This is a genomic window from Streptomyces sp. NPDC016459 (assembly GCF_040632845.1).
Lineage (GTDB): Bacteria > Actinomycetota > Actinomycetes > Streptomycetales > Streptomycetaceae > Streptomyces.
In genome coordinates this window covers 21060-45738 of record NZ_JBEYCR010000003.1, presented here as the reverse complement: position 1 = coordinate 45738, position 24679 = coordinate 21060, and the positions used below count along the sequence as shown (strand labels likewise).

Below are 24679 nucleotides of genomic sequence, written 5' to 3'. Positions count from 1 at the left end.
GCGCAACGGTGCAGATCCAGACCACCGCGCTGACAGTCACCACCACGGCGTGCCTCATTCGGTGCGCACCACCACGGCTACGTCCTCGAACTTCCGGGCGAAGATGCCGTGCCCGGTGGCGCCCGCGTGCGCCATGCACTCGACGTCGGCCTGTTTGACGTCGGCCGTTGGCGCGACTTCCCACGTGCAGTCGGGATTCAGGCACCGGGCCGTGGCGGTGACTTCGGAGTCGGGGTGCCTGGTGATGCGGTGCGTCACGAACCGCATAACCGTCCCGACGGCGCTCACGGCGTACTCCGCGTCACGGGCGTGGTGTAGACCTGAATTCCCCGCATCTCCGCCTGTGTTGGCGGACGCAGCTCCTCGGGTGAGACCGACCACTCTCGACCACCGCCAGGCGGACGGAGAAAGACACTTCCCTCGTACCGGTCGACCACACGGCCGATCCGTCCGTCTGCATCGACCGCGTACCGGCTCCTGGCCGGCTGCCACTGCTCTTCGGACATTGCACACCATCCCCTCAAGTCCCCTGAGCGTCGCTCAGTACATCGGGACGGCGGAACTACGTACAAAACCCACTTCGGGACGTCCCGGAGGATGTAGAACGTCCCTAGCGGCGTCTCGCGTCCTAAGGGGAGACTGGTATGCAGAACGAGCGTCTACGGGTGGCCATGACGTCAGATGGGTGGACTCATGCATCGCTTGCAAGCGCTGTCGGGGTGGACCCGAAGAGCGTAGAGCGGTGGGTCAACCTAGGCAGAACTCCGCGACGAGACACGGCGCTCAGAGCAGCCGAGACATTGGGGGAGGACGTGCACGCACTCTGGCCGGCGCTGCGTCAGGCTCGAAGCGCCAGAGCCATAAGCCCCGAGCTTGTCGCGGTTTACGACCAACGCGCAGACCTTCCCGTGTCGACGTTCGTCGACCTAATCGCCCCCGCACGCGAGCGTGTCGACATCCTCGTCTACGCCGCCGCGTTCCTCCATGAGGCGTATCCGCGGCTGAACGAGCTCCTCAGGGAGCGTGCGGCCGACGGGTGCCGGATCCGGATTGCAGTAGGCGACGCCGACAGTGAGAACGTGCAACAGCGCGGTCAGGAGGAACGGTTTGGACACGGCATTGAGTCGCGATGCCGGCTCGCGCTCATGCACTACCGATCTTTGGTCGGGGCAGAGAACGTCGAGATCCGGACGCACGGCACGACGCTCTACAACAGCATCTATCGCGGTGACGATCAGTGCCTCGTCAACGCCCATGTGTGGGGCGCCAACGCGTATGCCGCCCCGGTGTGGCACCTTCGTCGGAGTGGCGATGGCGGGATGTTCGACACCTATGCCGCCAGCTTCGACGCCGTGTGGGCCACGGGCGCTCCCGTGGCAGGCTAACGTCATGGCCCGCCGCGAGTACTACGACGATCCGAATGCCCCGAAGCCCAACAGCATGGTGGTGGCTGCTTCGGCCTTCGTCACTGACGACGAGGGGCGCATCCTCCTCCAGCGCCGTACGGATAGTGGGTTGTGGGCGCTTCCCGGGGGCGGCATGGAGCTGAGCGACAGCCTCCCCGGGACAGCCGTCCGCGAGGTCAAGGAAGAGACCGGACTCGACATCGAGGTGATCGGCCTCGTCGGTACGTACACCGACCCCCGGCACATCATCGAGTACAGCGACGGGGAGGTCCGGCGCCAGTTCAATGTGTGCTTCCGCGCCCGGGTGATTGGCGGCAGGCTGCAAATCTCGGACGAGTCCACGGAGCTCCGGTTCGTGGTGCCGTCGGACGTCAGCAGCCTGCCCATGCATCACACTCAGCGGCTCAGAGTTCAACACGCACTCGAACACCGTGCAGCGCCGTACCTTGGCTGATCGACGTCAGAGCCACCCGAAGAACCGCGCCTGACGTCGCCAGAGCCGGCCATGCTCCGGTGTACAAAACCGCTTCACGCGCCCCGGTCCGCTGGTCTGCGGCACTTCGGCGGTGCAGTGCGGGCACGTGACGGGGGTCGCCTTGATGGGCTTCGTAGTGTCCATGGCCTACCTCTCAAAGTCTTGGGGGTGGCGCCCGCAGCCATGACGGGGGCGGACGTCGGAACGGGTGGCTAGTGGATGTTCCGCCCGTAGGCGGACGCAGTGATCAGATCTGCGTCGCGCACGTCGATCTCAGTGCGCACCACGTCCGTTAGCTCGCGCTCACCGATGAACGTGCGGGACTCGACGACAATGTTCGGCATCCGCGAGCTACTGCCGGCCTGCACCGTCGACGCCTGGCGGACCATGGCCGTCGAGTCGTTGTGGCTGTAGACCTGCGTCGGGTGGAGGAAGCGGACCAACTCGGGCCCACGCTCGCCGACCCATGCCAGCTCGCCGACGCCAGGGAACCCACCGGCGGCGTAGCCACCCGGACGCCCGTAGGCCGCCGGGAGCGAGCCGTAACGGTCCGTGGCGTAGCGCATCGACGAGTAGATGTTCGCCAGAGTAGATCGCTGTGCGTCCGCCTCCCGTTTCGGGGGTCGAATCAGCCCACCCGGCGTCCGTTCGGCGCTCCAGCGGGCTCCTGAGGACACCTCAGCCGGATCCCCCAGACCCGTACAGACAGAGAGGACCAGCACCTGTACGGTCTTGAGGTTTTCCGGCAGGGGGTCACCCCCCTGGTCCGGGCTAGTCGTCACGCTGCCGCCGAACAATGGTTACTTGCGGGGCAGTTGGCCGTGCTGTAGCTTATTGGGGGCGTGTACCGGCTGGAAACCTACACACGCGCCTGACCCTTCCCGAATCCGAAAAGGACGAACTGATCGTATTTGGCCTCGCCGTGACGGCGCAGGCCCAGGAGCTGCCTTGTCGGCTCCTAGCTGGAGACCACACCGACAGGTGAGGCATGTCTCCACGCAGTACGCGTCAGTGACACTCGGGAGGAAACAGCGTGACGTCCAGCGGCACCACCACTATCTGTGCGCACCCGGTTCGCGACATCACGATCGTGATGCTCGTCGGCGCGGTGGTCGGCCTTCTTTCCTTTATCGTCGTCACCGAACTTGGTGGCACCGTTCTTGACGGCCTCACCAAGGCGGGAACTGCGTGCCTCGCGGTTACGGGTGCGGGCCTTATCGTGCTCCAGTACCTCAAGCGTTAACGTCTTCGGGAGGGGCGACCCAAGGGTTGCCCCTCCGAGGTACAGAGCCCCTCAGCGCTCCATGCTGTAGCCGTTCTCAGCGAACGGGTTGCGGTTGCTCGTCGGCACCGGCTTCTTCGCGGGACGCTTACCGTCCTCGTCGAGCCCGTGCCGATCTCGGTAGAGCGCGGCGCCAGCGCTGACGCCTCGTCCTCCGCTGCCAACGTCGACTCCACGGGGACCGCCGGAACGGTAGACCGGTGCGGGCGGCTCAGGGATACCGAAGGCTTCGAGGAACGCCACAGCGTCCGCGCTCAGTTCCTCAGGAGTCTCGCCGCGCAGGAACGCGCACATGGGCGGAGTCAGCCCGTGCGCTTCGCCGGCCGCGAGCTGTTCGGGAGTGCTTGCTCAGGGGGTGAACGTTCTCCTCCTGGGCCCGCGGACCTCGCGAGGTCCGCTCCAGAGCTGCGTTCAGCTGCTTGAGCTGAACATCGGTGAAGACCGGGTCCAGCTTGATGGCCACAGCTTCACCATGCCTTGGGGCGCCGTCCGGGCCCAGCCGGACCTTCGGCGCCTTGGGGTCGCCTAACACCCGGCGCGCCTCCTGAATGGCACGGCCGGTCAGAACATGCCTGAGCGACCCCTTGGACCAACCCCGGCCCGTCGGGCCGGGGTGGCCTTCAGCGTTGAGGATGGCTTCAACCTCGGCCGGAGTCTTGCCGTCTTCGACAATGAGACGCCGGGCTCTGTGCAGGGTCGGGTAGGCCTCGTTCTTCTCGCCCACGTCCAGGACGAGGCGGCTCTCACCGCGGACGCCCTGGCTCTCGATGCGGTAGCCGTACGGCGCCACCCCGCCAGGGTGTCCGCCCTCTTCGGCCTTCTCCTGGACGCCACCCTGCGTGCGGTCTCTGAGGGTGATCAGCTCGTCCTCGGCGCGGTCCTGCGCCTTGCGCATGCGACTACGACCCTCGTCGGTGGTGTTGTCGTAGTCGCCCTTCACGACCGCGGTGAAGATGCCGTAGTCGTCTTCGAGCTTCCACACCCACGGCCAGAAGGCCTTGTCCCGCCGGCCGATAGCTCGCTCTTCGTACACGCAGACCACGTCGAAGGGCCGCGGCATCGTTCCGCGCCCCGCCGGCGCGGTCAGGCCGCTGTCGTGCAGCGGTGTATCGGCGCCTCCGGCTCGTGCAGGGGGCAGTGATGGTCGTACGCCACGCCGCAGAACCGGCAGCGTGGGATGTGCTTGAGCCCGCACAGGCAGGCGGGCGAGATGCTGCGGGGCAGCGCGGTGACAGCCTCGACGACCTCTTTGGCAACCTCGTTGCCGCGGTAGAAGTCCCAGGCGTCCCGGGCATTCCAGAGCATGGGCGCCAGCATGAAGCGCCCCCTGCCCTTCTTCCGCATGGGGTCCCAGGCCAGGGCCTGGCCCGCCTCCCGGGCGCTCAGCAGCCCCGCAAGTGCCTTGCGGACTTTCTCCTCGGAGTCGAGGATGCCGCGGCACGAAAACGGCCCCAGGACGACCGTGCGGGTCTCTTCCTGGGGCCCGTACTGGATCTGGCCGACTACGGCCAGGCGGTGCGTCCGTGACCGGACGTCATCCAGAGCCTGTATCGCGAGCGCGGCGACTTCCTCAGCCGTCTTCTCGCTGTTCTCCGGGCCGCGCGTCACCGGCTTCTCCTTCTTGCAGAAGGCGGAGGAGGCGGCATGAGCACCCCCGTCAAGCCCCGAGACGGTGAAGGGCTGTCTGCGTTCGGCGATGCGGAAGCTGGGGGCGCACACGCGCATGGAGGCGGTGGTGGCGGCACGGAGGGCGGGGGTCCTGCCGTGAGGGCGGGTGCGGTCAGTCGTCCCGGGGCGGTGCGGTGGGCGGGGGCGCTGCGGTGAGGGGCGGCGCCGTCAGTTGTCCGGGGCTGCGCGGAAGACGATCTCGTACGGGACATCCTGCGCGGCCATGATGCGCAGGGTGCGCTCGGCCTCGGCGGCGAGCTCGGCCCGTGCCGCCCGGCCGGGCGGCGTGAACGGCTCGATCGTCATCGTGGTGCGCTCCTTGGTCTCGTCCAGGAACCAGAGTCCGGCGAGGAACCCGTCGACGAGGAACGCCCGGTGGGCCTGGTTGCCCGTCCAGGTGCGGGAGCGGTTCTCGGCGGGGACGACACGGGTGCGGTCGGCGTGCGAGAGGAGCAGGTTGTCGAACTCGGGGAGGAAACGGGGCGGGGTGGGGGTGTCCTGGTCGGGACGGGGGGCGTCGGGCAGGTCGAAGAGCTCGGTGCCGCGTTCGGACCGGAAGACGAGGAGCCGGGGACGCAGCCGCTCGAACGCCTCGCCCAGCCGGGTCAGACCGCACCACGTCTGCATGTCCTTGACGGAGGCGGGTCCGAAGGCGCCGAGGTAGCGCAGCACGGTCTCGTCGAGATCGGCGGCCTGGTCCGCGCCGTCTGGGAACCACGTCCCGATGGTGGTGAGCGCGACCTGACCGCCGCGCCCCCAGAGCCCGCGCGGGGTGACCTGGACCAGGGGCAGGAGGCAGCGGGCGGCGACGGAGAGGGACTGCGGGTCGGCGTCGGGCCACTCCTTGAGGAGTTCCTCGCGCAGCTCCTTCGGAGTACGGGGCCGTTCCTCGACGAGCGCGCGGGCGAGGGCGGCGAGCCGGTCGAGGTCGACGCCGTCGAGCCCTCCACGGGAGACGAAGATGGCGAGCTCGCGGTCGATGGCCCCCGGCTGGACGAGCGCCCGCAGGGCTCCAGCGTCCCGCGCGGTGTGGGTGTGCACGGTGGACCGCATGGTCACGATGCGGGCGACGGCCCGGGACTCCATCAGCGCGGACAGCTGCTCGGGCCGGAACCCGTCGAGGCGGGCGGCGAGCGCGTAGTAGGGAGGCTTGGTGTTCTGCGCCTGGAGGCCCAGGAGGTGGCCGACGGCTTCCTCGACACCCGTCGGAGCGAGGCTCAGGAGCAGTTGCCGGGCGAGCGTGGCACGGTTGAGGGCGCGAGGACCGAGCACGGGGTGGTTCGTCTGGAGGGCCATGACGGGAACGCTACTCGCGCTTGCGGACAAGTACGGTCCGCAAGGGAGCGTGGTAGCTGCCAGGGAAGCCGGGGCGAGGCGGAGCCGCCCGGGCGAGGGGGCGCGACCCCGCAGCAGACAGCCGCCGACCGGCACCACACGCCGCGCCCGGGTCGTTCGTCCGCTATATCCTGCCCGGAGACCCCAGGAGGTGTACGAGATGTCCGACCGCCGCCCCCGCGCGGCGTGGCGCCGCACCCCGGCAGAGCCGCCCGCGGCCACCTCCCCGGAACCGCCCGCGGCCGGGTCGAGCGTGGTGCAGGCCGGCCTGTACCGGGACGGCCACCGGGTCTCCTCCCCCGAGACGCTCGCGGAGACCTTCCGGCAGCTGCGCGAGCACCCGGACGGCATGGCGTGGATCGGCCTCAAGGGTCCGACCGAAGACGAACTCCACTCCCTCGCGGCCGAGTTCGACCTGCACGAGCTCGCCGTCGAGGACGCGATGGAGGCCCACCAGCGTCCCAAGCTGGAGCGGTACGGCGACACCCTCTTCGTCGTCCTGCGGGCCGCCCGCTACCTGGACGCCCAGGAGGAGGTCGACTTCGGCGAACTGCACGTCTTCGTGGGCCGGGACTTCCTGATCACGGTCCGCCACGGCGCCGCCCCGGACCTCTCGGCGGTCCGCCGCCGCATGGAGGAGGACCCGGAACTCCTCGCCCTCGGCCCGGAAGCGGTCCTGTACGCGATCCTCGACGCGGTGGTCGACGGCTACGCCCCGGTGGTGGAGGGCGTGCAGAACGACATCGACGAGATCGAGACGGAGGTCTTCGGCGGCGACCCGGCGGTCTCCCGCCGCATCTACGAACTGTCGCGGGAAATGGTCGAGTTCCAACGCGCGACCCGTCCCCTCGTCGGCATGCTCCACGGCCTGATGGCCGGCTTCGCCAAGTACGGCACGGACGAGGAACTCCAGCGCTACCTCCGCGACGTCGCCGACCACGTCACCCACACCAGCGAACGCGTCGACGGCTTCCGCCAGGCCCTCACGGAGATCCTCACGGTCAACGCGACCCTGGTCACGCAACAACAGAACGCGGAGATGAGGGCGTTGGCGGAGGCGGGCTTCGAGCAGAACGAGGAGATCAAGAAGATCTCCTCCTGGGCCGCCATCCTCTTCGCTCCCACGCTGGTGGGAACGATCTACGGCATGAACTTCGACTCCATGCCCGAGTTGAGCTGGGGCTTCGGATACCCCTTCGCAGTCGGGTTGATGGGCGTGGTCTGCGTCAGTCTGTACGTGATTTTCAAGCGGCGGGACTGGCTGTAGGGAGCGAGAGATCCCGCTGCGCGGCCGTCAGACGGTGCTTGCGTCCGGGCAGGCCGAAGGTGGGGTGCCAGGTGGCCCACAGCGACATCCAGACGATGCCCGCCTTGATCCGCGCGGCCTTCCGGCCGCCCACGTACGACCACTTGGCCCGCCCTTCGTCGCCGACCATCTGCAGGATCCCGTCCCTCCGCCCGAGGCTGATGTGGTTGCCCACGTACTCCAGCTTGGTGGTCGCGATCTCACGGCCGGTCAGGCATCCCACGATCGGGGTCACGGCCTGCCTGCCGGACGACTTCGCCACCGCCGTCTGCCGCACCCTGCGCATCGCCCGCCCGGACGCCCTCACGCGGAGCCGCAGCGTCACCCATCTGGCGGATCCCGCCTTCGCCGGCTCGATGATGGTTCGTCAGATTCTCGGCGCCACACCCGTCGAACGCAAGGTGCTGCTCTTCGCCGCGCTCCTCGTCGCCGCCACACGCCACGGCCTCGCCGAACTCCTCGGTCGGCACCCCTCGGACGTCGCCCGACCCGCCGGCAGCGGCGTCGGTCGCCGGGCGCTGCGTGGCGGCGCCCCGGCACCGGTCGTCGACACGTACCGTGCGTCCATGACGACAGCACCGGAAGGGGACCCGGTCGAGCCGGGCGACGTTCGCGCCGCTCGCTCCGCCATCGAGGCGTACCTGAGCCGCACGCCTCCGGAAGGGGAGCATCATCCTCCGCAGGGCGCCGACAGTCCGGAACGGGATCGTCTTCCGCGCGGCGCCGGCGGCCCGGCGGGTGGTGAGCGTCGTATCGACGACGCGACGGCGGAGCGCATCGCCCGCGAGGCCTGGGACGCGGTCAGCGCGGCCACGCCTCCTCCGCCCGACCCCGACTCCGACGCGGGCCCCGCGCGGATGACCGAGGAACCCGCGGAAGTCACCGAGCGCCGCAACGAGGCCATCGCCATCGCCCGCGGGCTGCAACTCCTCGGCTACCACCTCGACGAGACGCTCCGGCCGGGGCCCGACATGGCCGCCGGATAGACGGTCGCGAGGGCGGCCGATGCCGCCGCTGCCGCCGCCGGGGACGCCGGGGACGCCGGGGAGCGTCCTCGGTGACAGGGCCGTACGGGGGAGCAGGCCGCACGCGGGTACCAGGGCCGTACGAGTAGCAGAGCCCCTCGCAGGTACCAGGGCCGTACAGTCATCTGAGCCTTACGGCGCATCACGTACCGCCTGATCCGACGCCCCCGACCCGGGCGCGGGACGTCCTCCGGGCGGTGCGGGCGGTGGGGCCGACGGCGGCCGGCTCGCCCGCGCCTCCGGTCGGGAACGGTCCTTCCTCACGTGTGTACGAAGGAGCGGGCCGGGCAGGGGCCCGCCATGAGGACCCGCCGTGGACACGTGACGCACCCGAGCCCCTTGGAGGGCCGCGTCGCTGTCGTCACGGGCGCCGCCCGGGGGCTCGGCGAGGGCTTGGCGCACGCCCTGGCGGAGCGCGGCGCGCGGATGGCCCTCCTCGGCCTGGAGGAGGAGCGGCTCCGCCGCCTGGCGGCCGACCTGCCCGTCCCGGCGGCCCATTGGGCGGTGGACGTGGCGGACGCGGACGCGCTCTCGACCGTCGCCGAAGCCGTACGGGACATCCTGGGCCGTCCCTCCGTCGTCGTCGCGAACGCCGGTGTCGCCCTCGGTGGGCCCCTCCTGGAGTGCGACCCGGCGACCTGGCGACGGGTGGTCGACGTCAACCTCGTCGGCAGCGCCCTGACCGCGCGTGCCTTCCTGCCCGATCTGCTGCGCACCCACGGCTACTACCTCCAGGTCGCCTCGCTCGCGGCCCTCGCGCCCGCGCCGCTGCTCACGGCGTACTGCGCCTCCAAATCCGGGGTGGAGGCGTTCGCCCACGCGCTGCGCGCCGAGGTCGCCCACCGGGACGTCGGCGTCGGCATCGCCTATCTGAGCTGGGCCGACACCGCCATGATCCGGGCGGCCGACGAGACCGCCGCCTTTCGGATACTGCGCACCCACATGCCCTGGCCGGCGTCCGCCACCCACGCGACCGCCCCCTTCGTCCGCGCCATGGTCCGAGGCGTCGAACGCCGGTCCGCCCATGTGTACGCCCCGCCGTGGCTACGGGGCGCCCACGCTGTACGGGCCTGCCTGCCGCCGGTCATCACCTACCGGTCCCGGCAGGTCCTCGCCGCTCATGGCGGTGACCCCCTGCCGCCGACCGGGCTCCTCGGCCCCGGTGGCACGGCCGCCGACCACCCCCGTCCCGCCGGACCGCCGGTCAGGACCCACACCCGCAATCAGGAGGAGCAATGGCCGTACGACACCGACTGATCCACGCCGCACCGCACGAGGTGTGGCACGTGCTCGCCGACGCTTCGCGCTACGCGGACTGGGTGGTGGGTACGAGCGAGTCGCACGAGGCCAGAGGCACGTGGCCCGAGCTGGACTCGGCTCTGGAGTACACCGTCCGGATCGGGCCGTGGCAGGTCTCCGGGACCACCGTCGTACGACGGGTGGACGCGCCCCGGGAGCTGGAGCTGGAAGTCGACAGCGGCCCTGTCGGGACCGCTCGGGTGGCGATCGAGGTTCGCTCGTGGGGTGAGGAAAGCCTGGTCATCGTGGACGAGCATCCGCTGCGGGGTATCGGCGGCCTCCTGCACAACGCCGCACTCGACGCGCTGATCCAGCTCCGCCACCGCGACATGCTGAAACGGCTCGCGGACGTCGTCGAGGAGTCGGCCGGAACCGACGACCACGCGTGGATCTGAGCCCGTGGACGCGCTCGAACACGTCGCCTTCCGCGCGGGGCGCGCCCTCGCCCGCCGCCGGGGTGTCCGGCCGGCACTCCACCCTCACGGGGTGGTCCTGAAGGGACGTCTCGTCGTGCCGGACCACGAACGCCGCTGGGGCGTACCGTGGCTCGACCGACCCGGGACCTACGGGGTGACGGCACGGTGGTCGCGGGCCGCGGGACTGCCGCGTCCGTTCCCCGACGGCCTGGGGCTCGCGCTGCGGATCGAGGACGTCGACGGGCCGGGCCGCGCGTTGGAGCTGCTGCTCACCAGCAGCGGGCACGGTCGGGTGACCCGGCACGTGCCGCTGCCTCGGACGTCCGCCACCGCCGGGCCCTACAGCACGTTGCTGTCCTACGTCGTCGGCGACGGGCGGGGCGTGGTGGCGGCGTTCCCGGTGCCGGGGTCGGCGCGGGTGCCGGCCGACCCCGTCGTGGTGGGAGCCGCGCCGGCCTCAAGGGCCCTGGAGTTCGACCTGGGCCTGGGGGCGGCCGGGGGCTGGTGGCCACTGGCACGCCTCCGCCTGCTGCGGGAGGCCTCGCCGGGCCGGTACGCGTTCGATCCCTACCTGAACTCCCTGCCGGACTTCCGGCCCGGTGAACGCCTTGCCGCGGTCCGCGTCGCCGCCTACGCGGGGTCCCGGGTGGGGCGAACGGCGCCGCGCCCTTCCTGAGTGCCCGGACGGTCCCCGGCGGCGGTCCCCGGTCGAGGTGCGAGGCCTCGGGCTGCATCCGGGTGACCGTCTCGCGCTCCGCACCGACGGCATGTGAAGACCGCACGACCCTCTGATCGGCTTCTCAAACCGCTCAATCGTGCGATGCATGTCACACCTGAGCAGTCGCGCATACGTGTGACCAAGGCGGGCATTCGTACGGGCACAACGACGGCTTCGATCACGACGGGGCCGGTCAGAGGCCATGTCCAGCCGTCGAGGGGAGTCACCGTGACCGTCCGGATCGGGGTCGAGGAAGAGTTCCACGTGATCGACGTCGAGAGCGGGGAACTCGTCCCGCGCGCCGACGCGGTACTCGGCAGGCTCGCACGGCATGCCGACGGGTACACACGGGAGCTGCAACAGTCGGTCGTCGAGTCCAACAGCGGGGTGCACGACACCCTGGAGGGCCTCGGCGCGGACCTGACAGCCTCCCGCGCACGGCTCGATCGTGCCGCGTCCTCCCAGGGCCTGGCGATCGCGGCGGCGGGCACCGCCCCCCTGACCCGGCTCGGCACCGTGCCGCCGACCGACGACGACCGCTACCTGCACATGACGGACGAGTACCGTCTGCTCGCGGACGAGCAGCTGATCTGTGGCGCGCAGGTGCACGTGGACGTGCCCGACCGGGACACCGCGGTGCGCGCGATGTGCGCCGTCAGCCCCTGGCTGCCGCCGCTCCTGGCGTTGTCGGCGAGTTCCCCCTTCTGGCTCGGCGCCGACACCGGCTACGCGAGCTGGCGCACGATGGTCTGGCAGCGCTGGCCCACATCGGGCCCGCCCGGGTGCTTCGACGGTGCGGAGGAGTACGACCGGTCGCTGGACGAACTGGTCCGCTCGGGCGTCATCAGCGACCCCGGCATGATCTATTACGATGTCCGCCCCTCGGCGCACATAGGAACCCTGGAACTGCGCATCTGCGACGCCTGCCCTCGCGTCGAGACGGTGGTGCTCATCGCCGCCCTCTTCCGTGCGGTCGTGACCGACGCCTGCGAGAAGATCCGGGCCGACGGAAGCGCCGGGTGCGACGGCCGTCACGAGTGGCTGCGCGCGGCCACCTGGCGGGCCGCCCGGTCGGGCCTCGAAGGGGACCTGGTCGATCCCTCCACGCGGCTCGCGGCACCCGCCCCCGTGGTCGTCCGCGGCATGCTGCGGCGGTTCCGCCCCGCCCTCGAGGCGTCCGGGGACTGGGAGACCGTGTGCTCCCTGGCGGAGTCGGCCCTGGCCCGTGGCAGCGCCGCCCATCGCCTGCGCCGGAAGGCGGCGCGGGAGGACCTCCTCGCGGGTGTCGACGACATCCTGGCCGAGACCAGGGGGGAGCTTCGGCCCGATCGCGGCGGCCGGGCCCGTGGACGCAACGAGCACCTCCGTACCCGACGTGACGCCCGCACGGCGGCACCCACCCCATGAGACGGGAGAACGTGATGACGAGAAGACGCGGGATCCGCGTACCGCTCAAGACGGTCCCGGACCACCCGGGACCGCATGACAGAGCGGGCCGGACGCCCCACCCGGAACAGCCGATCAAGGAGATGCAGACCATGCGAAAACCGGCCCACTCGTCCCTCGCGTCCACTCCGCTCACTGGAGGTCCGGCGTGTGCGGCCTGAGCGGAGAGATCCGTTTCGACGGCGGGCGGCCCGACCTGGCCGCCGTGGAGCGGATGACCGACCGGCTCGCGGCCCGGGGGCCCGACGGTCGCGGTCTGTGGCACCGGGGCGCCATCGCCCTCGGCCATCGCCGTCTGAAGATCATCGATCTCTCGGAGCGGGCGGCCCAGCCGATGACCGATGAAGAGACGGGACTGACCTGCGTCTTCAACGGTTGCATCTACAACTACAAGCAGTTGCGTGAGGAGCTGCGGGGCCTCGGCCACCGCTTCGCCACCACGTCGGACACCGAGGTGGTCATCAAGGCGTACCGGCAGTGGGGCACGGACTTCGTCCGGCACCTCGTCGGCATGTTCGCCGTGGCGGTGGCCGAGCACGCCACCGGACGCCTCGTGCTCGCCCGTGACCGGCTGGGCATCAAGCCCCTCTACACGGCGGCGAGGCCGGGTCGGCTGCGGTTCGCCTCCACGCTCCCGGCCCTTCTCGCGGGCGGCGAGGTCGACACCTCGCTCGACCCGGTCGCCGTGCACCACTACATGAGCTGGCAGTCGACGGTGCCCGCCCCGCGCACCGTGCTCGCCGGCGTGCGCAAGCTTCCGCCGGCGACCGTCAGAGTCGTGGAGCCGGACGGCCGGCACCAGGACCACCGCTACTGGCAGCCCTCCTACACGCGGCGGAGCGCGTTCGCCGGCATGGACTCGGAGGAGTGGCGGGACGCCGTCCTCACGGCGCTGCGCACCGCCGTACGCCGTCGGATGGTGGCCGACGTCCCGGTCGGCGTGCTGCTGTCCGGTGGCCTGGACTCCAGCCTGATCGTCGCCCTGCTCGCCGAACAGGGGCAGCGGGACCTGGCCACGTTCAGCGTGGGGTTCGAGTCGGAGGCCGACGAGGAGGGTGACGAGTTCCGCTACTCCGACCGGGTCGCACGGCACTTCGAGACCGACCACCACCAGCTGCTGGTGCCGTCGGACCGGGTGTCCACCGCGCTCGACGGGGCCGTCGCCGCCATGAGCGAGCCCATGACCAGTCACGACGTCGTCGCCTTCCACCTCCTGTCGGAGCTGGTCTCCAAGGAGGTCAGCGTCGTGCAGAGCGGCCAGGGGGCCGACGAGGTGTTCGGCGGCTACCACTGGTACCCGGCCCTCGCCGAGGTCTCGCGCGAGGACGAGCCCGAGCGGTACGCCGACGTGTACTCCGACCGGCCGCACTCCGAGCTGGCGAAGATCCTCCAGCCGCACATGCTGGCCGACGGCGACCCGTCGCGGCGGTACATCCACACGCACATGGCCGAACCCGGTGCCGAGACCGCTCTGGACGCGGCGCTCCGCACGGAGACCCACGTCATGATGATCGACGACCCGGTGAAGCGGGTCGACAACATGACGATGGACTGGGGCCTGGAGGCCCGGGTGCCGTTCCTCGACCACGAGCTGGTCGAATTGGCCGCCGCCTGCCCGCCCGAGCTGAAGCTCGCCCAGGGCGGCAAGGGCGTCCTCAAGGACGCCGGACGCACGGTGCTGCCCAGGGAGATCGTCGACCGGCCGAAGGGCTACTTCCCTGTGCCCGCCATCCGCCACATGGCCGCCCCCGTCCTGGGACGCGTCCGGGAGGCACTGAACGCTCCCGCCGCACGCCGACGGGGGATCTTCCGGGACGAGTACGTCGCCTCGCTCCTGCAGGCGCCCGACGACCATCGCACCAACCGAGGGGCCAACGCCCTGTGGCAGGTAGCGTTGCTGGAGATATGGCTGCAGACGCACGGCATCGACTGACCGCGGAGAGCCCTTACGGGGCTTCCGGGGCTCCCTGGACGCAGCCGCTGGCCGACGCGGGTTCCCCGGACGGCCCCAGAGGGCTGGCGGCGCACGCCTGCTGGTACCCGACGGTGGACCCCGGCGGTGAGCGCGTGGCCTTCGTCTGCGACCGCGGAGGCGTACCCCAGCTCTGGACCGGACCGGTGGACGGCGAGGAGGTCCGGCTGCTCGACGGCGGCCCGGACCACGTCACCGAGGCGTCCTGGTCGCCCGACGGCCGCTGGATCGCCTACACCGTCGCCCCCGGCGGCAGCGGTCACACCCGGGTGCTCTGCGTCCGCCCCGACGGCTCGGACCGCAGGATCCTGGCCGGAGCGGACCCGGGATCCTCGGCGTACCTGGGCTGTTGGACCCGGGACGGCTCGGCCGTGGCGGTCACGATCGCGGAGCCCGTGACCGACGGGCCGGACCTTCGCGCCCTGGTCGGCCGTCCCCCGGGCTGGACGGGACGCGACGGGCCCGCCACCCTCCTCGGCGCCGGTGCGCCCGGCGCCGAGGACGGCGGCCTTGCCGTGCGCGACCGGCTCGCCGCGTATCTCCTCGATCCGGCCGGCACCTCCGCTCCCGTCCTGCTCGCGGACGAGAGGGAGGCCGCGACGCTCCGGGTGTGCGACGTCAGCCAGGACGGCGGACTTGCCCTGCTGCGCCGCGGTCCGCGCGGCCGACGCGAGGCGGTGGTGGTCCGCGTCTCCGACCGGACGCCCCTGTGCGTGCTGTCCGTCGCCGACGGCGATCCGTGGATCGGCCGCTTCTCCGCGGACGCCCGTACGGTATGGCTGCGCAGCGATCACGAACGGGAGTTCGCCGCGCTGCTCGCCCTGCGCCTGGACGAGGCAGGGCGCCCGACGGACCTCCACACGGTCGCCCAGCGCCCCTCCAGCGACCTGGAACTGCTCGCCGTCGTGGAGAGCGGCGGGCGGGCCGTGCTGTCGTGGAACGACCGGGGCACGAGCGAACTCGAGACCCTGCCGCTCGGTACGAGCGGGACGGCGGCGGCGAACGGCGTGGGCGGGACGGGGCCCGTGAACGGTACGCGCGGGACGGCGCCCGTACGCGGTGCCGGCGGGGCGGGACCCGTGGGCGGTGCGGGCGGGACGGCGCCCGTGAGCAGTACGGGTGGTCCAGCCCGGACAGCGGCGCCGAGCGGTACGCCCGGGGCGGCGCCGCTCGGGTCGCGGGTCGTCGAGCTGGACCACGAGGTGGTCACCCGCGTCACGCCCGCCGGGCCCGACGGGATGCTGGTGGCTCTTTCCGGCTCGCGGCGCAGGCCCGGGGTGTGGCACGTGCCGGGGACGGCGCCGCCGAGGCGTACGCCGTGGTCGGCCCGTGACCACGAGACCGTCCCACCGGGACCGCCCCCGGTCCGACCGATGCCGCTGCGCCCGACGGCCCGCGACGGACTGCTCCTCGGCGGCTGGTACCACCGGGCCCCCGGCCGCCCTCCCGGCGACCCCGCTCCCTGCGTGCTGCACCTGCACGGCGGCCCGGAGGAGCAGGAACGGCCCGTCTTCGATCCGCTGTACCACGAGCTGCTGGGTCGGGGCCTCGACGTCTTCGCGCCCGACGTCCGGGGCTCCTCGGGCTGGGGCCGCTCGTTCCGCGACGCGGACCTCGGTACGGGGCGCTTCGCCGCGATCGAGGACGTCGCCGCCTGCGCGGCCCACGTGATCGAGGCCGGGCTCGCCGATCCCCGGCGGCTGGCCGTCATGGGGCACTCGTACGGCGGCTACCTGACGCTCGCCTCCCTCGTCTGGCACCCGGAGCTGTTCCGCACCGGCGTCACGGTCTGCGGCATGTCGGACTTCGCGACCTTCTTCGCCGGCACCGAGCCGTGGCTCGCGGACTCGGCCGCCCACAAGTACGGTCATCCCGACCGGGACCGGGCGCTGCTGCAGTCGTTGTCGCCGATGAGCCGCGTCGACGCCCTGCGCGTACCGCTGCTCGCGGTGCACGGTGAACACGACACCAACGTCCCGCCGAGCGAGTCCGAGCAGATCGTCCACGCGGCCCGGGAACGCGGCCTGGAGGCGGAACTCCTCCTGCTCCACGAGGAGGGCCACGACTTCCGGCGCGCAGAGAGCCGACGGCTGTTCCGCCGCACGGCGGCGGACTGGCTCCAGCGGTGGCTCACCGCGTGACGCGCGGGGTCCGGCACCCGGACCCCGGCGGTGGAGCCCCTCAGCCACGCGGCACCGCGCCGCCAGGAGGGATCTTCCTGGCGGCGCGGGCAGCGGCATCGGCTGAGGCAGCCGGTCGAACGAGAGGTCCTAGGTCATGGAGCCCCGGGCGGATCGGCCGGTGTCGGAACGCCGGGTGTCGTGGTCGCGCGCGGCAGAGGCGGCCGCGAGGGCCAGGAGCGTGGCGATGACGCCGGTGATGAGGTTGCTCGTGATGGAGCGGGTGTGGGCGACGTCGCCGGCGACGACCCAGGGGGCGACGCAGGTCCAGATGCCGATGGCGGCGGCAGCCCAGGCCATGGAGTGCGTGCGCTCGTAGGAGTTGCCGAGGCCTCCGAGGAGGAGCATGTAGGCGATGCCGGCGATGAGGTTGGTCACCGCGAGCGTGGTGAAGCCGTTGAAGCCCGCGATCCAGGGGGACGCCGCCAGATAGAGGCCGGTGATCAGGGCGAGTGCCTCGATCATCTGCGCTCGTGGCGTTGCAGCGGCGCGGTCGTGCCGTGCGCGCAGTTCCATGAGGTCGGGGTGCTCCTCGATGGGGGCACGGTGTGTTGACGCCATGATGGCCTCCGTAGTGAAGGTGTTGCCTCACTGCCCATACCCCCATAATGGCGACACATTGGTAAAAACCCATCGGCTTTCGGCCGGTTTTCCGCCCGCGGACCCCTTCGTCCGAGGAGGCCCCGTCGTGTCCCGGATCCCCGAGTCCCTGTATGCCCGCGTCCGGCAGGAGGTCGACGCCCGCGCGGAGCGCCTCTGGGAGGTGAGCCTCGCCCTGCACCGCGAACCGGAGACCGCGTACGAGGAGCACCGCGCGGCCCGCCTGCTGGCGGGGGAACTCGAACGGGAGGGCTTCGAGGTGGAACGCGGGGTGGCCGGCCTGCCGACCGCCTTCGTCGCCCGTACGGGGTCGGCGGCCGGGACCCGGGGCGGGCCCGTCGTGGCCCTGCTGATGGAGTACGACGCGCTGCCCCGTCTCGGACACGCCTGCGGCCACAACCTCATCGCGTCGGCGGGCCTCGGTGCGGCGCTCGCCGTACGCGCCGCGCTCGGCGGGATCGAGGGGGCGCTGCTGGCCGTCGGGACACCCGCGGAGGAACGGGGCGGCGGCAAGGTGGCGTTGGTGGGCGCGGGGGTGTTCCGGGAAGTGGACGCGGCGCTCATGTTCCATCCCGGGGTCCATGACTGGGCGTGGGCGCCGTTGACGGCCAGTGCTCAGCTGCGGGTCGGGTTCCACGGCCGGGCCGCGCACCCGACGGGCAGCCCCACGGAGGGGATCGACGCGCTGGGGGCGCTGATCCAGTTCTTCAACACCCTCGGTGTGCTGGACCGACGGCTCCCCCCGGGTTCCCACGTCCAGGGCATCGTGACGGACGGCGGCCGGGCCACGAACATCGTCCCCGCGTACGCGGAGGGCCTGTTCGGCCTGCGGGGCGGGACCACGTCCGCGCTGGAGGCGCTGGTGGAGGAGCTGCGCTCGTGCGCCCGGGGGGTGGCGTCGGCGACCCGTACCCGGGTGGAGGTGGGCGACGTGGGCGGGCGGTACGAGCACTTCCGTGACAACGAGGTGCTGTCGGCCCTGTTCGCCGGCCACCTCGACCGGGCGGGCATCCCGCTGTCGGAGCCCACGGCGGGCGTGTACCTGGGGTCGTCCGACATCGGGAACGTCAGCACCCGCGTACCCGCGATCCATCCGTGGGTCGCCGTCATGGGGCCGGACGGCTCCGACCACACACCGGAGTTCGCGGAGGCGGCGGCGGGTCCCCTGGCACGACAGGTGATGACGGCCGCGGCGGAGGCGCTGGCGTGCACGGCGGTCGACGTCCTGTTGCGTCCTGAGGTCTCGGAGCGGGCCTGGGCACGTCTGCGGGCGAAGGCCGCGGCGGGCCGGTGACAGCCCGCCCGGTCCTCACGGAGGAGGTTCAGGCTTCCGGGACCGCGTCCTTCCCGGCGGCCGTGCGGCGGGCGTAGGTGAAGAGGTGGTTCTCCGGGGCCGCGCGGTCGCCGTCCGGGGTGAAGGCCGACACCTCGTGGTGGAGCACGTCGAGGCCGCAGTCCTCCCGCTGGAGGCGCAGGTACTCCTCCGTCGAGAAGCTGGAGACCCTGACGGGGCGCCCCATCCAGACGATCTCGACGTCCTCCACGTCGGCGGGGACGGTCGCCGTCACCAGGAAGCCGCCCGGCGCCAGCCAGCCGGCCATCCGCTTCAGGGCGGCGGCCGCCTCCGCCCGGCTCATCATCAGCAGCGGGAAGAACGCGCAGACCGCGTCGAAGCCGCCCTCCGGCGCGTCGAAGGCGCGCACGTCGCACTGCTCGAACCGGGCCCCGGGCACCTGGGCGCTCGCGAGGGCGACCATCCCACCGGACACGTCGATGCCGGTCACGTCGCAGCCGGCACGTACCAGGAGGTCGGCCGCCGGGCGTCCGGTGCCGCTCCCGACGTCGAGGACCCTGGCTCCCGCGTCCAGCCGTGCGGTGAGCCAGTCGATCGCCGCCAGCTGGGCCGGCAGCCGGACGAAGGCGCGCTCGTAGGCGATCCCCAGGTCGTCGAACAGCTCCGCCGCCGACACCGGCCGCGCCTTCGTACCGTCGTGGTCCATGGGCGTTCCCCTCCGTCGTGGGGTGCGCACGTGGGGTGCGCACCAGGGGCGGGCCTACCCATCCGAAGCCTTCCGGCAACGCGAACGGCCCGGCCGGGAGGCTGTCGAAGCGGCGAGGGCGGCGATGAGTTTCGGGGAGCCCGGCGGTCTGCCCCGTATGGAGAACACCTCGCGTATGGACACGATCGATCTGGGGGCGGCCGCGGAGCGGGTCGCCCGGCTCGCGGAGGGCATCGGCGACGAGCGGCTCGGCGACCCGACGCCCTGCCCCGAGTACGCGGTACGGGAAGTGCTCGCGCATGTCGTCGGGCTCGGCGTCGCCTTCCGCGACGCGGCCCGCAAGCAGTTCGGGCCGACGACCCGCACGCCGCCCGGCTCGTCCCGTCCGGTACTGGCGGACGACTGGCGGACGGCCCTGCCGAAGGTGCTGGACGAACTGGCCGCCGCATGGCGGGAGCCCGGCGCCTGGGAGGGTGACACCCAGGCGGGCGGGATCGACCTTCCGGCCGCCGTCATGGGCCGGATCGCGCTCGACGAGCTCTTGATCCACGGCTGGGACCTGGCGCGGGCGACCGGCCAGGCGTACGAGGTGAGCGAGGAGGAACTACGGGTGTCCGAGGCCCTCCTGACTCCGGCCGACGACTCCTCCGACGAGGCGTTCTTCGGCCCCGTCGTCGCGGTACCGGACGACGCGCCGCTGTTGGACCGGGTGATCGGCCTCAGCGGCCGTCGGCCCGACTGGCGCCCGGTCTAGAAGTGGCGGACATGCACCCGGGGTGCCGTCCGGGCGGCGGGGCCGCGTCCGGACGGCACCCGGGGTGCCGGGTGCCGTGGATCAGGGCGTCATCTCGTACGTGCCCGAGAGGGCCTCGACCTGCTGCCAGACGCGCTCCGAGCGCGCCTCGTCGACGACCGGGCGGCGGACCGCGCCGAGCGCCCAGTGCTGCTGCTGTTCCGTCGCGGAGTCCTTGCCGTGCAGTTCGACGGCGTGCGAGGAGAAGTCGCGGACGAGGACGGCGAACAACTCGTCGAGGACGTCCTCGTCGAGGCCGGTCAGCGCGGCCTGCTCCAGGACCAGCTGGCCGTGGACGACGAGCGCGAAGAGCTGGCCGACGGCGAGGAGGAGGTCCAGGTCGCGGCTCTGCTCCTCGTCCGGGGCGGCCTTGACGACGAACTCGCAGAGCGAGTCGGCCTGTTCGCGGAGACGGGCAACGTTGGACAGGTGACCGTAGGCGTCGTAGGCGGCGCGCCAGTCGTGGAAACGGACGGAGCCGAGACCACGGGCCGGGCCCTGACGGAAGAGGAACGTGTCGTCCGCCGCGTCCAGGCGGGTGGGGACGGGCTCGTACGCGACCGGGTCGAGCAGGTGGTTGCGCATGAACTTCAGGATCAGCGCCAGGTTGACGTGGACCGTGCCCTCCAGCTTCGGCAGTCCGCGGATCTCCACGGCGGCCTGGGCGAAGTAGTTGTCCTTCTCGAAGCCCTTGGCGGCGATGACGTCCCACATCAGGTCGATGACCTTCTCGCCCTCGGTGGTCACCTTCATCTTCGTCATCGGGTTGAAGAGGAGGTAACGGCGGTCGTCGGGACCGGCGGTGCGGAAGTAGTCGACGGCGCGGTCGCTGAACAGCTTCATGCCGACGAGCCGGACGTACGCGTCGGTCAGCTCGCGCCGCACGTGCGGGAACGCGGTGACGGGCCGGCCGTACAGGATGCGGTTCTGCGCGTGTGTGACCGCCTCGTACATGGCGTGCTCGCAGATGCCGATCGACGCGGTGCACAGGTTGAACTTGCCCACGTTGACGGTGTTCAGGGCGGCGTCGAAGGCGGCCCGACCGGTGTGCAGCACGTCCTCGGTGCCGACCGGGTACTCCTCGAGGCGGAACTCGCTGACGTACTTGGAGGAGTCGACGACGTTCTTGACCAGGCGGTACGCCGGGTGGCGGCTGTCGGCGGCGAAGAAGACGTACCCGTCGGGGCCCTCGACGTCGGTGCGGCGACCGAAGACGGAGACGAGCCCGGCGGCGTTGCCGTTGCCGATGTAGTACTTGGAGCCGGTGGCGCGGAAGCCGCCCTCGCCGTCGGGCTCCAGGAGCATGTCGGTGGAGTAGATGTCGGCGCCGTGCGACTTCTCGGAGAGGCCGAAGGCGAACACCTCTCCCTGGGTGAGGAGTTCGGCGGCGCGGGCGCGGGCGGCGGCGTTGTCGCTCTGCCAGACCGGGCCGAGGCCGAGGATGGTGACCTGCCAGGCGTACCAGTAGTCGAGGCCGTAGAAGCCGAGGATCTCGTTCAGGGCGGCGATGCGGGCGGTGTCCCAGCGCTTGTCGCCCTCCTGCTCACCGGCGGCGGAGGACGGCGTCAGGAAGGTCGCGAAGAGCCCCTCCTCGGCGGCGAAGGCGAGGAAGTCGCCGAGCCAGGCCCGGCTCCGGTAGTCCTCGATGATCTGACGCTTGCCGCGCGCCTCGAACCAGTCGACGGTGGCGCGCAGCAGCCGGCGGGTCTCCGGATCGAAGTGCGCCGGGTCGTAGGTGTGCGGGTTGAACAGCAGAGCGTCGGCCATGACGTCAGCCTTTCCGGCTCGGGATGAGGGTGGTGGTGCGGAAGGTCGGTGCGGGAGGTGGTTCAGTGCTCGCCGGCCTGGAACCGGGCGAGCGTGGCGAGGACGTCGTCGAGCCAGGCGATCATCATCCGCTCGTACGCGATGCCGCCACGGAGCACGACGTGCTGGAGCTCCCGCTCGGCGTCGAGCGGCCCGTCCACGTCAGGTGGCCCGTCCACGTCAGGTGGCCCGTCCGCGGCGAACGGCCCGTCCGCGGCGAACGGCCCGTCCGTAGCGAGCGGCCCGAAGTCGCGGGTCTCGCCGGCGAGATAGCGGGCCAGGCGGTCGGTGTGCGCCCGGCGGTGCCGCTCGACCTCGCCGATCAGGGCGGCCGGGGCGTCGAAGGCGGCGCCCCTGATCTTCACGGCGAGGTCGTGCCGCACGCTCTCGGGTTCGATCGGCTCGTGCAGCCACGCGGAGAGCGCCTCCCGCCCGGCGGCGGCGACGGAGTACTCCTTCTTGTCCGGGCGCCCCTGCTGCGGCACGTCCCGGACGTCGATCCAGCCGTCGCTCTCCATGCGCTTGAGCACGCGGTAGATCTGCTGGTGGGTGGCGGTCCAGAAGTACCCGATGGACCGCTCGAAGCGCCGGGCCAGCTCGTAACCGGACCCGGGCTTCTCGAGCAGGGAGACGAGGATCGCGTGGTCGAGCGCCATGCGCCCGATCCTGCTATGCACCTCGTTGCATAGCAAGCCCGCCCCGGTGAGACGCGGCTCACCCCCGAGCGGAGGCGGCGGCCCTCCACGTCGTCGGGCGACACGCCCTGGGCACGTCGCGGTGCCGAAGACCGAGCTGGTGCAGGACGCCGACGACACGGTGCTCCACCGTCCGCGGACCGGTGGAGGGTGCGGGCCGGGAAACGCGCGCTCCGCCCCACGGGTCCCGACGACCGGACGACCCAGCGCCCGTCGGTATCCACGGAATCGCGTGGGGACGGCCCGTCCGACCCCGGCTCGGGGGCGTGCCGCCGGTCAGGGCCGTCCCGCTCGGCAACGGAGCATCTCCAGCGGAGGGTTGGCGTGGAAGTCGGCCCAGAAGTCCTCGCCGAACTCGCGGACCCCGGCCTCCGAGACCGTGAGCGGGACCCAGGTCAGCTCGGTGAACCCGGCCGACCGCAGCGCCTTCTCGTAGACCTCGCGGCGCGGACGGTTGGCGACGAAGGAGATCGGCGGGTCGAGCAGAGCCGTGATCCGGACCTGAGGCCCGGTCTCGGCCTCCTCGCCGGTCGGTTCGCTGCGGAAGCCGTACTTCTCCGGGGTCGGTCCGTCGAAGCGGTAGTCGGGCGACTGGTTGAGCACGAAGAACTCGCCGCCCGGCCTCAGGTTCCGGTGCACGTTGCGGCACATCCGTTCCGTGGTGGCGTAGTCCTCCGCGTAGCTGAGCAGCTGGACCGCCAGCGCGACGTCGAAACGCCGTCCGAGCGGGCGCATCTCCGCGACGTCGCCCACCTCGTAGCGCACACCCAGCGGCTCGCTCTCCTCCAACCGCCTCGCCACAGCCACCATCTCACCGGACACATCGATCCCGAGGACGTCCGTGGCGCCGCGCCGCCTGAACTCCCTGCTGTAGAAGCCGGTGCCGGAGGCCAGGTCGAGGAGGGACCTGCCGCGCACGTCCCCGACCATGGCCAGGAGACCGGGGATCACGGCGAACCGCTCCAGCGGAAGGGACTTGAAGCCCTCGTACGCCTCACCGATGTCGTCGTACTGTTGCGTACCCACCGTGTCGTCCTCCTGCGCTTCGTCCGGGTCGGGCCTGTGCCGGGCAGTCTTGCTCCGCCCGCGCGGCCCGCCGTACTGACAGAAGCCACGAAGATGTCCGAGAAAACCGGAGAATCCACCATGCGCGTCAAAGCCTTCGACCACCTCGTGCTCAACGTGAGCGACGTCGACAGGGCTCTCGACTTCTACACCGGCCCCCTGGGTCTCGAACCCGAGCGCGTCGAGGAGTGGCGGGCCGGCAAGGTGCCCTTCCCGTCGGTGCGCGTCGACGGGAGCACGGTCATCGACCTCTTCTCCCGGCCGCGCGGCGAGTCCAACGTCGACCACATCTGCCTGGTCGTCGATCCCCTCGACTGGCAGGAGGTCATCGACTCAGGGACGTTCGACGTGGTCGAGGGGCCCGTCCCGCGCTGGGGCGCGCGCGGCTCGGCGCAGTCGGTCTACGTCAGGGACCCGGACGGCAACACGGTGGAGCTCCGCTGGTACCCGCAGGACGCGGGCACCTGATCCGCCTCGTGTTATGAAGGCCCGATGACCCGGACGACATGGACAGAGGGCCGGCGGGTGAGCCTCGCGGCCGACCTCAGGGTGGGCGGTGCGATCACCCTCGCCGACAGTGTCCCGACGGAGGCGGAGACCTCCGTCGGGACGCTGTTCCTCGCGGCGGGGACCGGGGGCACGGTCGTACGGGTCGACCGGCTGGAGAAGGCCCCGGGCCCGGAGGTGCGCGAGTACGAGCGGCTCCACTCGCTCCTCGCCGACTTCGGCCACCAGATGCCCCCGGGCAGCAGGCAGCAGCTCGCCGAGCAGGTGGCGGCGCTGGAACCGGCGTGGACCGCGCACCAGGAGGAGCAGCCGCGCGCGACGGTCCGCGTCCGGCTCGACAACGGCTTCGTCCTGGCCGACGCGCGCGAGGACCTGTTCGTCCCGGAGTGAGCGGCCGGGCCGGTGCGAGGTGTCAGCGGCTCGTGTACGGCAGCAGTGCCATCTCGCGCGCGTTCTTGACGGCGGCCGCGAGGGCGCGCTGCTGCTGGGCCGTCACGCGGGTGACGCGTCGGCTGCGGATCTTTCCCCGGTCGGAGACGAACTTCCTCAGCAGGTCGGTGTCCTTGTAGTCGCTGTACGTGATGCCGGCCGCGTCGAGCGGGTTGGGCCGGGGCGCGGCGGGCTTGCGGGGGTCGTGGCGTCGGGCCATGGTGACTTCTCCTTGGGGTCGGGGGGTCGAGGGAGC

General features: G+C 71.6%; 25 protein-coding genes and 3 pseudogenes. 16 read left to right on the top strand and 12 right to left on the bottom strand.

Features of this window, described 5'->3' with window-relative positions; genetic code table 11:
- Positions 1 to 54: 54 nt before the first annotated feature.
- Positions 55 to 288, bottom strand: coding sequence for a hypothetical protein (locus ABZ567_RS10370; protein ID WP_360786637.1), 234 nt, complete (start codon positions 286 to 288; stop codon positions 55 to 57).
- A gap of 356 nt (positions 289 to 644) precedes the next feature.
- On the opposite strand from ABZ567_RS10370, the gene ABZ567_RS10365 reads away from it, so the two are divergent.
- Both ABZ567_RS10365 and ABZ567_RS10360 read left to right on the top strand, forming a co-directional pair.
- Positions 645 to 1385: an XRE family transcriptional regulator gene (locus ABZ567_RS10365; protein WP_360786635.1), complete on the top strand. Its 741-nt coding sequence runs from the start codon at positions 645 to 647 to the stop codon at positions 1383 to 1385.
- Between the two features lie 4 nt (positions 1386 to 1389).
- Entirely contained in the window at positions 1390 to 1860 is a 471-nt protein-coding gene (locus ABZ567_RS10360; RefSeq protein ID WP_360786633.1) for an NUDIX domain-containing protein, read from the top strand.
- A gap of 233 nt (positions 1861 to 2093) precedes the next feature.
- Here the strand turns inward: ABZ567_RS10360 and ABZ567_RS10355 are convergent, their stop codons facing one another.
- Positions 2094 to 2447 carry a hypothetical protein gene (locus tag ABZ567_RS10355; protein ID WP_360786631.1) on the bottom strand — a complete coding sequence of 118 codons (354 nt, stop codon included), beginning with the start codon at positions 2445 to 2447 and terminating at the stop codon, positions 2094 to 2096.
- Between the two features lie 467 nt (positions 2448 to 2914).
- Between ABZ567_RS10355 and ABZ567_RS10350 the strand changes: the two genes are divergently transcribed.
- The gene (locus tag ABZ567_RS10350; RefSeq protein ID WP_360786629.1) at positions 2915 to 3124 is read left to right on the top strand and encodes a hypothetical protein; all 210 of its coding nucleotides are present in this window, start codon (positions 2915 to 2917) and stop codon (positions 3122 to 3124) included.
- 51 nt (positions 3125 to 3175) lie between these two features.
- Here ABZ567_RS10350 and ABZ567_RS10345 read toward each other — a convergent pair whose 3' ends face one another.
- Both ABZ567_RS10345 and ABZ567_RS10340 read right to left on the bottom strand, forming a co-directional pair.
- Positions 3176 to 3457, bottom strand: coding sequence for a hypothetical protein (locus tag ABZ567_RS10345; protein WP_360786627.1), 282 nt, complete (start codon positions 3455 to 3457; stop codon positions 3176 to 3178).
- A complete protein-coding gene (locus ABZ567_RS10340; RefSeq protein WP_360786625.1) occupies positions 3426 to 4223 on the bottom strand; it encodes a recombinase family protein in 798 nt (265 codons plus the stop codon). The genes ABZ567_RS10345 and ABZ567_RS10340 overlap by 32 nt, the downstream gene beginning before the upstream one ends.
- Before the next feature lie 603 nt (positions 4224 to 4826).
- On the opposite strand from ABZ567_RS10340, the pseudogene ABZ567_RS10335 reads away from it, so the two are divergent.
- Positions 4827 to 4931, top strand: a pseudogene (locus tag ABZ567_RS10335) (helix-turn-helix transcriptional regulator); the annotation flags it as partial.
- Positions 4932 to 4999: 68 nt separating this feature from the next.
- Here the strand turns inward: ABZ567_RS10335 and ABZ567_RS10330 are convergent.
- Entirely contained in the window at positions 5000 to 6127 is a 1128-nt protein-coding gene (locus tag ABZ567_RS10330) for a winged helix DNA-binding domain-containing protein (protein WP_360786623.1), read from the bottom strand.
- Between the two features lie 199 nt (positions 6128 to 6326).
- On the opposite strand from ABZ567_RS10330, the gene ABZ567_RS10325 reads away from it, so the two are divergent.
- Positions 6327 to 7433: a magnesium and cobalt transport protein CorA gene (locus tag ABZ567_RS10325; protein WP_360786621.1), complete on the top strand. Its 1107-nt coding sequence runs from the start codon at positions 6327 to 6329 to the stop codon at positions 7431 to 7433.
- Here the strand turns inward: ABZ567_RS10325 and ABZ567_RS10320 are convergent.
- A pseudogene (locus ABZ567_RS10320) lies at positions 7411 to 7722 on the bottom strand (oxidoreductase); the annotation flags it as partial. The gene ABZ567_RS10325 and the pseudogene ABZ567_RS10320 overlap by 23 nt on opposite strands.
- On the opposite strand from ABZ567_RS10320, the pseudogene ABZ567_RS10315 reads away from it, so the two are divergent.
- From ABZ567_RS10315 to ABZ567_RS10285, 7 genes and pseudogenes are all read left to right on the top strand, one after another.
- Positions 7721 to 7903, top strand: a pseudogene (locus ABZ567_RS10315) (hypothetical protein); the annotation flags it as partial. The pseudogenes ABZ567_RS10320 and ABZ567_RS10315 overlap by 2 nt on opposite strands.
- A gap of 894 nt (positions 7904 to 8797) precedes the next feature.
- Positions 8798 to 9754, top strand: coding sequence for an SDR family oxidoreductase (locus ABZ567_RS10310; protein ID WP_360786619.1), 957 nt, complete (start codon positions 8798 to 8800; stop codon positions 9752 to 9754).
- Positions 9733 to 10191 (top strand): SRPBCC family protein, encoded by a 459-nt coding sequence (locus ABZ567_RS10305; RefSeq protein ID WP_360786617.1) that lies wholly within the window; start codon positions 9733 to 9735, stop codon positions 10189 to 10191. The genes ABZ567_RS10310 and ABZ567_RS10305 overlap by 22 nt, the downstream gene beginning before the upstream one ends.
- 4 nt (positions 10192 to 10195) lie before the next feature.
- Positions 10196 to 10888: a phosphodiesterase gene (locus ABZ567_RS10300; protein ID WP_360786615.1), complete on the top strand. Its 693-nt coding sequence runs from the start codon at positions 10196 to 10198 to the stop codon at positions 10886 to 10888.
- A gap of 270 nt (positions 10889 to 11158) precedes the next feature.
- Positions 11159 to 12337, top strand: a complete 1179-nt coding sequence (locus ABZ567_RS10295) for a glutamate--cysteine ligase (RefSeq protein ID WP_360786614.1) — start codon at positions 11159 to 11161, stop codon at positions 12335 to 12337.
- Between the two features lie 187 nt (positions 12338 to 12524).
- Positions 12525 to 14309: an N-acetylglutaminylglutamine amidotransferase gene (locus ABZ567_RS10290; protein ID WP_360786611.1), complete on the top strand. Its 1785-nt coding sequence runs from the start codon at positions 12525 to 12527 to the stop codon at positions 14307 to 14309.
- The gene (locus ABZ567_RS10285) at positions 14282 to 16489 is read left to right on the top strand and encodes an alpha/beta fold hydrolase (RefSeq protein WP_360786607.1); all 2208 of its coding nucleotides are present in this window, start codon (positions 14282 to 14284) and stop codon (positions 16487 to 16489) included. The genes ABZ567_RS10290 and ABZ567_RS10285 overlap by 28 nt, the downstream gene beginning before the upstream one ends.
- Positions 16490 to 16618: 129 nt before the next feature.
- Here the strand turns inward: ABZ567_RS10285 and ABZ567_RS10280 are convergent, their stop codons facing one another.
- Positions 16619 to 17089: an SPW repeat protein gene (locus ABZ567_RS10280; RefSeq protein WP_360786605.1), complete on the bottom strand. Its 471-nt coding sequence runs from the start codon at positions 17087 to 17089 to the stop codon at positions 16619 to 16621.
- Between the two features lie 127 nt (positions 17090 to 17216).
- On the opposite strand from ABZ567_RS10280, the gene ABZ567_RS10275 reads away from it, so the two are divergent.
- Complete coding sequence (locus ABZ567_RS10275; RefSeq protein WP_360786603.1) at positions 17217 to 18422, top strand: amidohydrolase; 1206 nt, start codon at positions 17217 to 17219, stop codon at positions 18420 to 18422.
- A 28-nt stretch (positions 18423 to 18450) separates the two neighbouring features.
- On the opposite strand, the gene ABZ567_RS10270 is transcribed toward ABZ567_RS10275, so the two are convergent.
- Positions 18451 to 19128 (bottom strand): methyltransferase domain-containing protein, encoded by a 678-nt coding sequence (locus ABZ567_RS10270; RefSeq protein ID WP_360786601.1) that lies wholly within the window; start codon positions 19126 to 19128, stop codon positions 18451 to 18453.
- Between the two features lie 175 nt (positions 19129 to 19303).
- Between ABZ567_RS10270 and ABZ567_RS10265 the strand changes: the two genes are divergently transcribed.
- Entirely contained in the window at positions 19304 to 19882 is a 579-nt protein-coding gene (locus tag ABZ567_RS10265; protein WP_360786599.1) for a TIGR03086 family metal-binding protein, read from the top strand.
- Between the two features lie 81 nt (positions 19883 to 19963).
- On the opposite strand, the gene ABZ567_RS10260 is transcribed toward ABZ567_RS10265, so the two are convergent.
- The 3 genes from ABZ567_RS10260 to ABZ567_RS10250 all read right to left on the bottom strand — a co-directional run bounded on the left by ABZ567_RS10260 (position 19964) and on the right by ABZ567_RS10250 (position 23448).
- On the bottom strand, positions 19964 to 21688 hold the full coding sequence (locus ABZ567_RS10260) for an acyl-CoA dehydrogenase family protein (RefSeq protein ID WP_360786597.1): 1725 nt from the start codon (positions 21686 to 21688) through the stop codon (positions 19964 to 19966).
- A gap of 62 nt (positions 21689 to 21750) precedes the next feature.
- Positions 21751 to 22383 (bottom strand): PadR family transcriptional regulator, encoded by a 633-nt coding sequence (locus ABZ567_RS10255; RefSeq protein WP_360786595.1) that lies wholly within the window; start codon positions 22381 to 22383, stop codon positions 21751 to 21753.
- 315 nt (positions 22384 to 22698) lie between these two features.
- A complete protein-coding gene (locus tag ABZ567_RS10250; protein WP_360786593.1) occupies positions 22699 to 23448 on the bottom strand; it encodes a class I SAM-dependent methyltransferase in 750 nt (249 codons plus the stop codon).
- Between the two features lie 120 nt (positions 23449 to 23568).
- Here ABZ567_RS10250 and ABZ567_RS10245 point away from each other — a divergent pair, with 120 nt between their 5' ends.
- Positions 23569 to 23955 carry a VOC family protein gene (locus ABZ567_RS10245; RefSeq protein WP_360787574.1) on the top strand — a complete coding sequence of 129 codons (387 nt, stop codon included), beginning with the start codon at positions 23569 to 23571 and terminating at the stop codon, positions 23953 to 23955.
- A 24-nt stretch (positions 23956 to 23979) separates the two neighbouring features.
- The gene (locus tag ABZ567_RS10240) at positions 23980 to 24384 is read left to right on the top strand and encodes a hypothetical protein (protein WP_360786591.1); all 405 of its coding nucleotides are present in this window, start codon (positions 23980 to 23982) and stop codon (positions 24382 to 24384) included.
- A 22-nt stretch (positions 24385 to 24406) separates the two neighbouring features.
- Here the strand turns inward: ABZ567_RS10240 and rpsR are convergent, their stop codons facing one another.
- Positions 24407 to 24643, bottom strand: a complete 237-nt coding sequence (rpsR, locus tag ABZ567_RS10235) for a 30S ribosomal protein S18 (protein ID WP_360786589.1) — start codon at positions 24641 to 24643, stop codon at positions 24407 to 24409.
- Positions 24644 to 24679 lie beyond the last annotated feature (36 nt).

Coding starts and splice junctions, on each gene's coding strand:
- ABZ567_RS10365 (WP_360786635.1), top strand. CDS start 645: ATGCAGAACGAGCGTCTACGGGTGGCCATGACGTCAGATGGGTGGACT.
- ABZ567_RS10360 (WP_360786633.1), top strand. CDS start 1,390: ATGGCCCGCCGCGAGTACTACGACGATCCGAATGCCCCGAAGCCCAAC.
- ABZ567_RS10355 (WP_360786631.1), bottom strand. CDS start 2,447: ATGCGCTACGCCACGGACCGTTACGGCTCGCTCCCGGCGGCCTACGGG.
- ABZ567_RS10345 (WP_360786627.1), bottom strand. CDS start 3,457: ATGTGCGCGTTCCTGCGCGGCGAGACTCCTGAGGAACTGAGCGCGGAC.
- ABZ567_RS10340 (WP_360786625.1), bottom strand. CDS start 4,223: ATGCCGCGGCCCTTCGACGTGGTCTGCGTGTACGAAGAGCGAGCTATC.
- ABZ567_RS10330 (WP_360786623.1), bottom strand. CDS start 6,127: ATGGCCCTCCAGACGAACCACCCCGTGCTCGGTCCTCGCGCCCTCAAC.
- ABZ567_RS10325 (WP_360786621.1), top strand. CDS start 6,327: ATGTCCGACCGCCGCCCCCGCGCGGCGTGGCGCCGCACCCCGGCAGAG.
- ABZ567_RS10310 (WP_360786619.1), top strand. CDS start 8,798: ATGAGGACCCGCCGTGGACACGTGACGCACCCGAGCCCCTTGGAGGGC.
- ABZ567_RS10305 (WP_360786617.1), top strand. CDS start 9,733: ATGGCCGTACGACACCGACTGATCCACGCCGCACCGCACGAGGTGTGG.
- ABZ567_RS10285 (WP_360786607.1), top strand. CDS start 14,282: ATGGCTGCAGACGCACGGCATCGACTGACCGCGGAGAGCCCTTACGGG.
- ABZ567_RS10280 (WP_360786605.1), bottom strand. CDS start 17,089: ATGGCGTCAACACACCGTGCCCCCATCGAGGAGCACCCCGACCTCATG.
- ABZ567_RS10270 (WP_360786601.1), bottom strand. CDS start 19,128: ATGGACCACGACGGTACGAAGGCGCGGCCGGTGTCGGCGGCGGAGCTG.
- ABZ567_RS10265 (WP_360786599.1), top strand. CDS start 19,304: ATGGACACGATCGATCTGGGGGCGGCCGCGGAGCGGGTCGCCCGGCTC.
- ABZ567_RS10260 (WP_360786597.1), bottom strand. CDS start 21,688: ATGGCCGACGCTCTGCTGTTCAACCCGCACACCTACGACCCGGCGCAC.
- ABZ567_RS10255 (WP_360786595.1), bottom strand. CDS start 22,383: ATGGCGCTCGACCACGCGATCCTCGTCTCCCTGCTCGAGAAGCCCGGG.
- ABZ567_RS10245 (WP_360787574.1), top strand. CDS start 23,569: ATGCGCGTCAAAGCCTTCGACCACCTCGTGCTCAACGTGAGCGACGTC.
- ABZ567_RS10240 (WP_360786591.1), top strand. CDS start 23,980: ATGACCCGGACGACATGGACAGAGGGCCGGCGGGTGAGCCTCGCGGCC.
- rpsR (WP_360786589.1), bottom strand. CDS start 24,643: ATGGCCCGACGCCACGACCCCCGCAAGCCCGCCGCGCCCCGGCCCAAC.